At 68.5% G+C, this 12375-nt stretch carries 7 protein-coding genes; 6 read left to right on the top strand and 1 reads right to left on the bottom strand.

Annotation, left to right across the window (positions count from 1 at the left end):
• Window position 1 precedes the first annotated feature (1 nt).
• The 6 genes from PHLH3_RS20840 to aldA all read left to right on the top strand — a co-directional run bounded on the left by PHLH3_RS20840 (window position 2) and on the right by aldA (window position 10346).
• Window positions 2–1639, top strand: coding sequence for a ShlB/FhaC/HecB family hemolysin secretion/activation protein (locus tag PHLH3_RS20840; RefSeq protein ID WP_213625626.1), 1638 nt, complete (start codon window positions 2–4; stop codon window positions 1637–1639).
• Between the two features lie 29 nt (window positions 1640–1668).
• The gene (locus PHLH3_RS20835; protein WP_213625625.1) at window positions 1669–2412 is read left to right on the top strand and encodes a SapC family protein; all 744 of its coding nucleotides are present in this window, start codon (window positions 1669–1671) and stop codon (window positions 2410–2412) included.
• 264 nt (window positions 2413–2676) lie between these two features.
• A complete protein-coding gene (locus PHLH3_RS20830) occupies window positions 2677–4236 on the top strand; it encodes a methyl-accepting chemotaxis protein (protein ID WP_213625624.1) in 1560 nt (519 codons plus the stop codon).
• A 279-nt stretch (window positions 4237–4515) separates the two neighbouring features.
• Window positions 4516–6036, top strand: a complete 1521-nt coding sequence (locus PHLH3_RS20825) for an aldehyde dehydrogenase family protein (protein ID WP_213625623.1) — start codon at window positions 4516–4518, stop codon at window positions 6034–6036.
• A gap of 645 nt (window positions 6037–6681) precedes the next feature.
• Entirely contained in the window at window positions 6682–8850 is a 2169-nt protein-coding gene (locus tag PHLH3_RS20820) for a PQQ-dependent dehydrogenase, methanol/ethanol family (RefSeq protein WP_213625622.1), read from the top strand.
• Between the two features lie 59 nt (window positions 8851–8909).
• Window positions 8910–10346: an aldehyde dehydrogenase gene (aldA, locus tag PHLH3_RS20815; RefSeq protein ID WP_213625621.1), complete on the top strand. Its 1437-nt coding sequence runs from the start codon at window positions 8910–8912 to the stop codon at window positions 10344–10346.
• Window positions 10347–10409: 63 nt separating this feature from the next.
• Here aldA and PHLH3_RS20810 read toward each other — a convergent pair whose 3' ends face one another.
• Window positions 10410–12359, bottom strand: a complete 1950-nt coding sequence (locus PHLH3_RS20810; RefSeq protein ID WP_213625620.1) for a sigma-54-dependent Fis family transcriptional regulator — start codon at window positions 12357–12359, stop codon at window positions 10410–10412.
• Between the last annotated feature and the right edge of the window lie 16 nt (window positions 12360–12375).

The following is a 12375-nucleotide window of genomic DNA, read 5'->3' as shown; positions in this document are numbered from 1 at the left end:
CATGACCCGTCGCTGTTCCTGGCTGTTGCTGACGGGCCTGGCCGCCGGGCCCTTGCCGGCCCTGGCCGAAACGATCGCGCCCCAGGTGCCGGGGTTGGTGAACCCCAACCTGCAGCGCGAGCAGATCGAGCAGATCCAGCAGCAACGGCGTATCGAGGAGCGCGCGCGGCGTACCCAGGTGCCGGCGCTGCGGGGCGACGAACCGGAGGTCCAGCGGCTGTCGGAGGGTGGGGAACGCTTTGTCCTCTCCGGCATCGGCTTCAACGCCTCCGAGTACCTGCCGCGCGAGCAACTGGAGGCCATGGCGCGGCACTATGTCGGGCGCGAGATTGGCTTCGAGGACCTGAACCGCCTGCTCAGGGAGATCAACGAGCTGTACGAGGCGCGCGGGCAACTGACGGCCCGCGCCCTGATCCCTGCGCAGAGCCTGGAGGGCGGCCAGCTTCGCATCGTGCTGGTGGAGGCCAAGGTCGACCAGGTTTCCTGGAAGGGCGGCCCGCGCCGGGTGGACGATGCATTCTATGATCGGCGCCTGCATGTCGAACCGGGCACGACCCTGGACAGCCCGGCCCTGATGAATGCCATCCAGCGCTTCAACGCGACCACGCCCGGCCCCCAGGTGACGGCCAGCCTGGCGCCGGGCGCACGGTTCGGCACCACATCGGTCGAGCTGGAGGCCTTCGAGCCCGACAGCCTGCAATGGAGCCTGTTCGCCAACAACTACGGGAACGAGGGCACCGGCCGCGAGCAGTACGGCGGCAGCCTGACCTGGTTCTCGCCGACCGGTGCCGCCGACGCCCTCAACCTGTTGCTGGTGGCGACCTCCGGGTCGCAGTACGGCAGCCTGCGCTACAGCCGCCCGGTCAATCGCTGGAACGGTGTCGCCTATGGCGAGGTGGGTGGCAACAGCATGACCGTCGAGGAGGGGCCGCTGGCCGCACTGAACATCGAGGGCGAGTCCAGGACCTGGACGCTGGGCTTCGACCAACCCTGGTGGCTGGACGAGCACTGGGTCCTGCAGGGGGGCGTCGGCTACAACCAGCAGCGCTCCGAGAACACCATCGAGGGCTTCACCCTGAGCGAGGTGGATACCCGGGAAGGCTTCCTGCGCGGCCAGGTGGAGTACCGCTCCGCGCCCTGGTACCTGCGCTACGAACAGCGCGTCCGCCAGGCGAAGGTGGACAACGCCGTGAGCGGGGACGGGGGTAGCTACGGCCTGCTCAACGGCCAGGGCTACCTGTCCCGCGCTTTGGGCGAGCGGTATGAGCTGGTGGGGCGGTTCGGCTGGCAGTTCGCCAGCGATACCCAGGCGCTGCCGGCGTCGCTGTTCTACCAGTTCGGCGGCATCAGCAGTGTCCGCGGCTACGACCCAGGGGTGATCTCCTCGCCCCAGGGGGCGACGCTGAACCTGGAGGCCTGGTGGCGACCGAGCGAGCGCTGGCAGCCCTTCGTCTTCTTCGACTACGGCCGGGCCATGGAGCTCGGCATCGCCGACATCGACCTGCAAAGCGTGGGTGTGGGCCTGAATTTCAACTGGGGCCGGCACCTGAGCCTGAGCCTGGTCGCGGCCAACACACTCAAGGATGTGGTGCCCGACCAGGACAGCGGACAGGTGCTGGCCCAGATTGTCCTGCGTTGACCCCTCAATCGATAGAACGGAGAACCAAGATGACCACGCTGTTGCTTTACAAGGATATCCAGGCCCTCAACCGCGAGCAGCACCAGGCGCTCAAGCTGCAGCAGTCGGAGAACTGCGACTTCGCCGCGTCCACCCACCTGGTGCCGGTCGCCGGCCTGGAGTTCTTCCAGGCGGCGCGCCACTACCCGCTGGTGTTCATCGGCGAGGGCAGCCAGGCCACGCCGATCGCGCTGCTGGGGCTGAAGGAGGGGCACAACGGCTACCTCGACGATGAGCAGCGCTGGCAGGCCAACACCTACATCCCGGCGTTCATCCGCCGCTACCCCTTCGTCCTGGCGCAGGACGAAGCCAGCAACTTCACCGTGTGCTTCGACGCGGCCTTCACCGGCTGGAGCGAAGAGCAGGGCAAGGACCTGTTCGACGAGCAAGGGCGCAACAGCGACTACCTGGATGAAATGATCCAGTTCCTGCAGAACTTCACGGCAGAGATGGAGCGGACCCGTGCGTTCGTCGAGAAGCTGCACGCCCTCGAACTGCTCAGCCCGCGTGCCATCAAACTGTCCCATTCCAGTGGCGAGAGCTTCGTGCTGAGCGATTTCCTGGCGGTGGATGAGGAGAAGTTCCTGGCGCTGGCGGATGAGCAGGTCCTGGACCTGCACCGCAGTGGCTTCCTGGGCTGGATCTACGCGCACCTGATGTCGCTGGGCAACGCCAACCAGCTCTTCGACAACTACCTGAAGCGCCGCGAGCCCGCCGAGGTCGTGACCCACTGATGGTGTTGGCCGGCCGCCTGGCCTGGCGGCCGTCCCGCCAGGCCGGAGCGGCCGTTGCACCTGCGTGGAGCAACGCCGCGCTACTCCCCATGGCCAGGCCCATGCCACGCCTTTCGCCATGTCGTACTAAGACTAAATGGCTAGGCGGCCAGGCTGTGCAGCCCCGCGATGGAGGGATTTAATGCGGGCACCAATCAAAAGACACTGCCGGCCTCCATCCCTGCCGGGGAGGCGTCATCGGCCGGTGCTGCACGAGGTGCTCCGATGTCGTCGTCCCGCCTGCCCGTCGCGCTCGCCTGCGCTCAATCCCTGCTTGCCGCCATCCTGCTGCTCGCCATCCACCTCGCCTGGCTGCCCTGGGCCGTCGCGCTCGCGGGCCTGGTCGTCGTGCCTTGGTTGCCGCGGCTGGCCAGCCGCCGGGCGGCTGCCGAGGCACCGGCGCAGGCGGGCACGGACATCGCCCGCCTGACCCGCGAGTTGTCCTTCACCACCAGCCACAACGCGCTGTCCGCCGCAGGCGTGGCCTATTCGGTGAAGCAGTTGGGCGAGCGCCTGGAGTCGCAGCTGGACGCCGCCGCGCGCATCGTCGCCAGCGCCGAGGTGATGATCGATACCGAGGAGGCCACCACGCGACTCAGCCTGGAGGCCCAGGCCTCCGCCCGCGAGGCGCGGCAGAGCAGCGAGGCCGGGCGCGAGGTGCTGCGCAGTGCCATCGAACGCATGCACGCCCTCAATGCCCGCGCTCGCGACAGCCGTGAGCTGATCGCCACCCTCAGCCAGCGCAGCGAGGAGATCCAGCGGGTGACATCGGTGATCCAGTCGGTCGCCAGCCAGACCAACCTCCTGGCGCTCAACGCCGCCATCGAGGCGGCGCGGGCCGGGGAACACGGGCGCGGTTTCGCCGTGGTCGCCGACGAGGTGCGCGGCCTGGCCGGGCGCACGGCCAGCGCCACGGAGGAGGTGGGGCAGATGGTCGCCGACATCCAGCGGCAGACCGCCGAGGTGGTGGCGCAGATCGAGCGCCTGTCCACCGAGCTGGACGAGGGTGTCGCCCAGGTCGAGCTCACCGGCCATCACCTGGAAAGCATCGCCGGCCTGGCGGTGGGCGTGGAGGAGCAGATCGGCGCCATCGCCAGCGGCGCCGAGACCAACCGCGAGCAGCTCACCAGCCTGTTCGCCGCCGTCGACCAGGTGCGCAGCGACCTGGGCATCAGCGACCAGCAGACCCAGCGCCTGGCCGAGGCGGCGGTGCAACTGGAGGGCCAGGCGGAGACCATCAGCGAGCGCCTCGCCGAAGTCGGCCTGGATGACTACCACCAGCGCGTCTACGACCTGGCGCGCGAAGGCGCCGAGCAGATCGCCCGGCGCTTCGAGGCGGACATCGAGCAGGGCAGGGTGGGGCTGGAGGATCTCTTCGACCGCCACTACCAGGCGGTGCCCAACACGGCGCCGCCCAAGTTCCGCACCCGCTTCGACAGCTACGCCGACCAGGTGCTGCCGGCGATCCAGGAGCCGTTGCTCAAGCGCCACGAGGGCCTGGTCTTCGCCATCGCCTGCACCCCCGAAGGCTACGTGCCCACCCACAACCAGGCCTTCGCCCACCCGCCCGTCGGCGATCCGCAGGTGGACATGCTGCGCAGCCGCAGCAAGCGCAAGTTCAGCGACCGCACCGGCATCCGCTGCGGCAGCCACCAGAAGCCGCTGCTGCTGCAGACCTACACCCGCGACACCGGCGAGCTGATGCACGACCTCTCGGTGCCGATCTACATCCGTGGCCGCCACTGGGGCGGCCTGCGCCTGGGCTACCGCCCCGAGCAGGGCTGAGCCCGCACGGTCCGTAGGTTGGCGCCGAGCGTAGCGAGGCCCAACGATGCAATGCCTGGGCCGCGTCATGTCGGGCTTCGTGCCTCAGCCCAACCCACGGGGCGATGTGATCAGGCCGTAACGCCGATGGCAGAGGCCTCGAACCGTCCGCTGCATCTACTACCAAATGAGTAAGGCATCGCTTCCATGGGGGCATTCCGGGGGCTCCGGGGCGCTGACTAAGATCGGCCCATCACCCGGCCACGTCTCGGCCGGGCACCGACAAGAGAGGCCATCGTCATGATCTATGCGCAACCGGGTACCCCTGGCGCCGTCGTCACCTTCAAGCCGCGCTACGGCAACTTCATCAACGGCGAGTTCGTCGCGCCGCTGGCCGGGCAGTACTTCACCAATACCTCGCCGGTCAATGGCGAGGTGATCGCCGAATTCCCCCGCTCCGACGCCGCCGACATCGACCGCGCGCTGGACGCCGCCCACGCCGCCGCCGATGCCTGGGGCAAGACCTCCGTGCAGGACCGCGCGCTGATCCTGCTGAAAATCGCCGACCGCATCGAAGCGAACCTGGAAGTGCTCGCCGTCACCGAGACCTGGGACAACGGCAAGGCCGTGCGCGAGACGCTGAACGCCGACGTGCCGCTGGCCGCCGACCATTTCCGCTACTTCGCCGGCTGCATCCGCGCCCAGGAAGGTTCCGCCGCCGAGATCAACGAACACACCGCCGCCTACCACTTCCACGAGCCGCTGGGTGTGGTCGGGCAGATCATCCCGTGGAACTTCCCGCTGCTGATGGCCGCCTGGAAGCTGGCCCCGGCCCTGGCCGCCGGCAACTGCGTGGTGCTGAAACCCGCCGAGCAGACCCCGCTGTCGATCATGGTGCTGGCCGAGATCATCAGCGACCTGCTGCCCCCGGGCGTGCTCAACATCGTCCAGGGCTTCGGCAAGGAAGCGGGCCAGGCCCTGGCCACCAGCAAGCGCATCGCCAAGATCGCCTTCACCGGCTCCACCCCGGTGGGCGCGCACATCATGCATTGCGCGGCGGAGAACATCATTCCGTCCACCGTCGAGCTGGGCGGCAAGAGCCCGAACATCTTCTTCGAAGACATCATGCAGGCAGAGCCTGCCTTCATCGAGAAGGCCGCCGAGGGCCTGGTGCTGGCCTTCTTCAACCAGGGCGAAGTGTGCACCTGCCCGTCGCGGGCGCTGGTGCAGGAGTCGATCTTCGAGCCGTTCATGGTCGAGGTGATGAAGAAGATCAAGGCGATCAAGCGCGGCAACCCGCTGGACACCGACACCATGGTCGGCGCCCAGGCCTCCGAGCAGCAGTACGACAAGATCCTCAGCTACCTCGACATCGCCCAGCAGGAGGGTGCCGAGCTGCTCGCCGGCGGTGCTTCCGAGCGCCTGGGTGGCGATCTCGCCAGCGGCTACTACATCCAGCCGACCCTGCTGAAAGGCCACAACAAGATGCGCGTGTTCCAGGAAGAGATCTTCGGCCCGGTGGTCGGCGTCACCACCTTCAAGGACGAGGCGGAAGCCCTGGCGATCGCCAACGACACCGAGTTCGGCCTCGGCGCCGGCCTGTGGACCCGCGACATCAACCGCGCCTACCGCATGGGCCGTGGCATCAAGGCCGGCCGCGTGTGGACCAACTGCTACCACCTGTACCCGGCCCACGCCGCCTTCGGTGGCTACAAGAAATCCGGCGTCGGCCGCGAGACCCACAAGATGATGCTCGACCACTACCAGCAGACCAAGAACCTGCTGGTGAGCTACGACATCAACCCCCTGGGCTTCTTCTGATCCCCGAGCCTGGACCGGCCCGCCGCCTGCGGGCCGAATCCCCTTGTCGACCACCAACCCCCGCGCAAGCTGCACACTCCGGCGGGCGGATGAGTGTCGAGCCACGGCCCTTCGGGGCCGTTTTTTTTGCTCATGCGAATCCACCGTGTGGGAGCGAATTCATTCGCGATGGCGCATCCGGCCACTCGAAGCACCGTGCTGGCGGCAGGTCTTTCGCGGCTGAAGCCGCTCCCACAGGCCACCTTTCGGGGCTCGGCCGAGCTCCGCAATGGTGGACCGATGAAGCGCGGTCCACCCTACATTCCGATCACCGCCGAGGTCGGTTCGGGCGCGGTGATTCGTAGGGTGGATGACGCTCTTTTCATCCACCAAGCGAGCTCGCCGGAGATCCATGGCGATCCCGTTTCGCGATGACCCCGCTGTGTCATCCGGACCCTGACACAGCTGTTCCACCTCCCATTGCGCCTGTCCCGCACCTGCGACATCTGCCCGCCCAGGGAGATTGAGGGCGCCTCTCCGATCAAGCCGCCAAACCCCTCTGCCACGGGCCCTGCAGCCATCCAGCGCAACGCTGGCACAGCCATTGCGATAGGGCTGGGACCGTGGCGCGAGGCCGCGGCCCTAATAAGAATCGGAGACCCACTGATGAAGCACATCGGCCTGCAACGCAGCGGAGGCTGGGAGCCGCCGCCCACCGCCTCGACCCTCAAGCACCTGATCGCCGCCATCGCCCTGGGCGTGGCCTGTTCCTCGGCCGCGTGGGCGGCGGACGTGGACGGCAAGCGCATCATCGCCGCCGACCAGGAGCCCGGTAACTGGATGAGCCACGGGCGCACCTACGACGAGCAGCGCTACAGCCCGTTGAAGGCCATCAACGACGGCAACGTCGGCAAGCTCGGCCTGGCCTGGAGCTACAAGCTGGACCTGGATCGCGGCGTCGAAGCCACGCCCATCGTGGTCGACGGGGTGATGTACACCACCGGGCCGTTCTCGGTGGTCTACGCCCTGGATGCGCGCAACGGCAAGTTGCTGTGGAAGTACGACCCGCAATCGGACCGCAATCGCGCCGGCGAGGCCTGCTGCGACGCGGTGAACCGGGGTGTGGCGGTGTGGAAGGACAAGGTCTACGTCGGCGTGCTCGACGGCCGCCTGGAGGCCATCGACGCCAAGACCGGCACGCGCGTGTGGTCGGTGGACACGCGCAACGACAAGACGCGCAGCTACACCATCACCGGCGCGCCACGCGTGGTGAACGGCAAGGTGATCATCGGCAACGGCGGCGCCGAGTTCGGCGTGCGCGGCTACGTCACCGCCTACGACGCCGAGACCGGCAAGCAGGCCTGGCGCTTCTTCACCGTGCCGGGCGACCCCAAGCTGCCGCCGGAAGACAAGGCCATGGAGATCGCCCGCAAGACCTGGCACGGCGACGCCTTCGTCGAGCAGGGTGGCGGCGGCACCGCCTGGGACTCGTTCGCCTTCGACCCGGAGCTCAACCTGCTCTACATCGGCGTCGGCAACGGCTCGCTGTGGGACCCGAAATGGCGCAGCCAGGCCAAGGGCGACAACCTGTTCCTGTCCTCCATAGTCGCGGTCAACGCCGACACCGGCGAATACGCCTGGCACTACCAGACCACCCCCGGCGATGCCTGGGACTTCACCGCCACCCAGCACATGATCCTCGCCGAGCTGCCCATCGAGGGGAAGCCGCGCAAGGTGCTGATGCAGGCGCCGAAGAACGGCTTCTTCTACGTCATCGACCGCGCCACCGGCGAGTTGCTCTCGGCCAAGGGCATCGTGCCGCAGAACTGGACCAAGGGCATGGACATGAAGACCGGCCGGCCCATCGTCGACGAGGAGAACGCCGCCTACTGGAAGAACGGCAAGCGCAACCTGGTGACGCCGGCCTTCTGGGGCGCCCATGACTGGCACCCGATGTCCTACAACCCCGACACCGGGCTGGTGTACATCCCGGCGCACATCATGTCGGCCTACTACGAGCACATCCCGGACGCGCCCAGGCGCAACCCGTTCAAGAGCATGTACCAGCTGGGCCTGAAGACCGGGATGATGCCCGAGGGCCCGGACGGCCTGCTGGAGATGGCCAAGACCTGGTCCGGCAAGCTGATCGCCTGGGACCCGGTGAAGCAGGAACCGGCCTGGGAAGTGCCCTACGTCACCATCTTCAACGGCGGCACCCTGAGCACGGCGGGCAACCTGGTGTTCGAGGGCAGCGCCGATGGCCGGGTGATCGCCTACGCCGCCGACAGCGGCAAGAAGCTCTGGGAGCAGCCCGCTGCCAGCGGCGTGATGGCGGCACCGGTGACCTACAGCGTCGACGGCGAGCAGTACGTGACCTTCATGGCCGGCTGGGGCGGCGCCTTCTCCACCTTCGCCGGGGCCCTGTCCCTGCGCGCTGGCGTGCAGCCCTTCTCCCAGGTGCTGACCTACAAGCTCGGCGGCACCGCCAAGCTGCAGGAACCGGCACCGCCGGCCGACGCCCCGGAGCCGCCGCCGCTGACCGCCAGCGCCGCGGATGTGGAGGCCGGCGCCAAGCTCTACGACGGCCATTGCTCGCAGTGCCACGGCATCCATGCGGTGAGCGGCGGCGTGCTGCCGGACCTGCGCAAGCTGACGACCGAGAAGCACCAGATGTTCCTCGGCATCCTCTACGGCGGTCGCGTGCCCGACGGCATGCCGTCCTTCGCCGAGGCCTTCAACGCCGCCGAGGTCGAGCAGATCCACCAGTACCTGATCAAGCGCGCCCATGACCTGAAGCAGGAAGGCGACGCCTGGACGCGCTTCAGCGCCAAGTGATCCGCCGGGCGGGCCGGATGCCCGCCCGTTCCCCTCCCTGAAAGCAAGCGAGAGCGACCATGACCGAGACCCCCCTCTACCAGAACTACATCGCCAACGCCTTCGTCGGCAGCGACCAGCACATCGAGGTGCACAACCCGGCCAACGCCGAGCTGCTGGCACGGGTGCCGGAATCCCCCGTCGAGCAGGTGGAGCGCGCCATCGCCGCCGCCCGTGGCGCGCAGAAGGCCTGGGCCGCGAAGCCCGCCATCGAACGCGCCGGCTACCTGCGCCAGATCGCCACCAAGGTGCGCGCCAACGCCGAGCGCCTGGCGCGGATCATCACCCGCGAGCAGGGCAAGGTCCCGTCGCTGGCGCGGGTGGAAGTCGACTTCACCGCCGACTACCTGGACTACATGGCCGAGTGGGCACGGCGCCTGGAAGGCGAGGTGCTGACCAGCGACCGGGTCAACGAGCACGTGTTCCTACTGCGCAAGCCGCTGGGCGTGGTGGCTGGCATCCTGCCGTGGAACTTCCCGTTCTTCCTCATCGCGAGGAAGATGGCGCCGGCCCTGCTGACCGGCAACACCATCGTCATCAAGCCCAGCGAAGAGACGCCGATCAACTGCTACGAATTCGCCCGCCTGGTGGCCGAGACCGACCTGCCCAGCGGCGTGTTCAACGTCGTCGGCGGGCGCGGTGCCAGCGTCGGCCACAGCCTCACCAGCCATGCCGGGGTGGACCTGATCAGCTTCACCGGCAGCGTCGGCACCGGCGCGCGGATCATGGCCGCCGCCGCGCCGAACATCACCAAGCTCAACCTGGAGCTGGGCGGCAAGGCCCCGGCCATCGTCCTCGCCGATGCCGACCTGGACCTGGCGGTGACCGCCATCACCGCCTCGCGGGTGATCAACACCGGGCAGGTGTGCAACTGCGCCGAGCGCGTCTACGTGGAGCGCAAGGTGGCCGATGCCTTCATCGACAGGATCGCCTCGGCCATGGCCGCCACCCGCTATGGCGACCCCTCGGAGGACGCCGAGCTGGACATGGGCCCGCTGATCAACCAGGCCGGCCTGGACAAGGTTGCGCAGATGGTGCGCACCGCCCAGGGCCAGGGCGCCCAGGTGGTGACCGGCGGCGCCGTGGCCGACAAGGGCAAGGGCTTCCACTACCAGCCCACGGTGCTCGCTGGCTGCAAGGCGGACATGGAGATCATGCGCAAGGAGATCTTCGGCCCGGTGCTGCCGATCCAGATCGTCGACGACCTCGACGAAGCCATCGCCCTGGCCAACGACAGCGAGTACGGCCTGACCTCATCGATCTACACCCGCAGCCTCGGTGCGGCGCTCAAGGCCAGCCGCGAGATCGACTTCGGCGAAACCTACGTCAACCGCGAGAACTTCGAGGCCATGCAGGGCTACCACGCCGGCACGCGCAAATCCGGCATCGGCGGCGCGGACGGCAAGCACGGGCTGTACGAGTTCACCCACACCCATGTGGTGTACATCCAGGAGTGAGGGGCAGGCGTGGCGGCGGTGTTTGCCGTCACGCCCGATCGCGAATGAATTCGCCCCTACGGGTCAGAACATTTCATTGGGCTGGACGATGCCGTGCTTCTTCATCTTGCGGTACAGCGTGGAACGGGAAATGCCGCTGGCGTCGGCCGCCGCGCTGATGTTCCAGCGGTGCTGGCGCAGGGTGGCCAGCAGGTGGCGGGCCTCGTCGTCGCCCAGCTGGTCGGCGAGGCTGGCGGGTTCGGCGCGGCTGACCGGCGGCACGGGGAAGGCGGCCTGATGCAGCTCGGCGGGCAGGCAATCGCAGTCGACCACGCCATCCTCGGCCAGGGCCACGGCGTAGCGCAGGGCATTGAGCAACTGGCGGATATTGCCCGGCCAGGGATGGGCGAGCAGGCGCTGGCGGGCCGCATCATCCAGGCGCAGCCCTTCGGCGCCGGGCTGGGTGGCGAGCAGGGCGTCGATCAGCTCGGCGCGGTCGCTGCGCTCGCGCAGGGCCGGCAGGGAAAGGGTCATGCCGCTGAGGCGGTAGAACAGGTCTTCGCGGAACGCCTTGGCCTGGATCATCCCGGCCAGGTCCTGGTGGGTGGCGGAGACCACCTGCACATCCAGCGGCACCGGCGTCTCGGCGCCCAGGGGGAAGATCTCGCGCTCGGCCAGCACGCGCAGCAGGCGCGTCTGCAGGTGGGCGGGCATGTCGCCGATCTCGTCGAGGAACAGGGTGCCGCCGTTGGCCAGTTCCAGCTTGCCCTTCATGCCCTTCTTGCTGGCGCCGGTGAAGCTGCCGCCGCGGTAGCCGAACAGCTCGCTCTCGATCAGCGTCTCGGGGATGGCCGCGCAATTGAGCGCCACGAAGGGCCCCGCGCGACGGGCGCTGGCCTGGTGGATGGCGCGGGCGAAGGCCTCCTTGCCGGTGCCGGTCTCGCCGGTGACGAGGATGGGGATGCCCTTGTCGATCACCTTGCGGATGCGCCGCACGCCTTGCTGCAACTGCGCGTCGCTGCCGCCGAGGCGTTCCAGGCCGGGGTGCTCGCTGGCCGGCGTGCGCACCTGTGGCGCGGGCGTGGCCGGGCGCAGGTGCCCGGCGGGGATGCGCAGGCCGACGTCCACCAGGGCCTCGCCCTGCAGGGCGCGCAGGCGCACGCCACGGGCGCCGCCGCTGGTGAGGCTGAGCAACTCGTCGACATTGGCCGGCAACAGGCTGTCGATGCGCCGGCCGAGCAGGGGGCTGCCCGGGTCTTCCTCGTAGGCGACGAAGGCCGCGCGGTTGGCGCCGATCACCCGTCCCTGCTCGTCGAGGGCCAGCAGCTGTTCGTTGGCCAGGTCGGTGATGTCGTCGCGGGGCTTGATGGCCAGGGTCAGGCGGTCGCGGTAGCTCTGGCGGAAGTGGGCGTTCTCGATCAGCCGGGCATACATGATCACCAGTTGCAGGGTCAGGTACTGCGCCTCCTTGGGCCCGTCGCTGTTCAGGCAGGTGGCGTTGAGGCAGCCGCGCAAATGGCCCTGGGCGTCGAAGATCGGCGAGACCGAGCAGCTCAGCCGCGCGTTGGCCGCGAGGAAGTGTTCCTGGCGGTGGATGGTCAGTGCCTGGCCGGCCGCCAGGGCGGTGCCGATGCCGTTGGTGCCGACCACGGACTCGTCCCAGCGCGCGCCGACGATCAGGCCGGACTGGGTGTAGCGGTCGCGCTCGGCGGGCAGTCGGGCATCGAGGGTGATGCCGTCCTCGTCGCTGAGCAGCACCGCGAAGCCGGCCTGCACCACGCGGCGGGCGAGGCCGGTGACGCCCTGGCTGGCGATGGCCAGGTATTCCTGGTGCTGGGCCTGGTGCTGGCGGATCTCGGCGGCGGTGAGGATGTTCTTCTCGCCGCGCCCGCTCGGGTTGAGGCGGTGCTGGGTGACGCTGCGGTACCAGGACTGGGCGATCAGCCCGTCGGGGCGGATGCCGCGTCCGGAAAAATGATGGTCGACGAAGGCCGCGAGTTCGCTGGCGCTGGTCTCCGAGGCATGCAAGGTCATAGGCACTCCCGTTGGC

Origin of the sequence: Pseudomonas sp. Pc102, assembly GCF_018408275.1 — a bacterium.
GTDB lineage: Bacteria > Pseudomonadota > Gammaproteobacteria > Pseudomonadales > Pseudomonadaceae > Metapseudomonas > Metapseudomonas tohonis.
The sequence above is the reverse complement of the archived record's forward strand: the minus strand, read 5'-3'. Positions and strand labels throughout refer to the sequence as shown.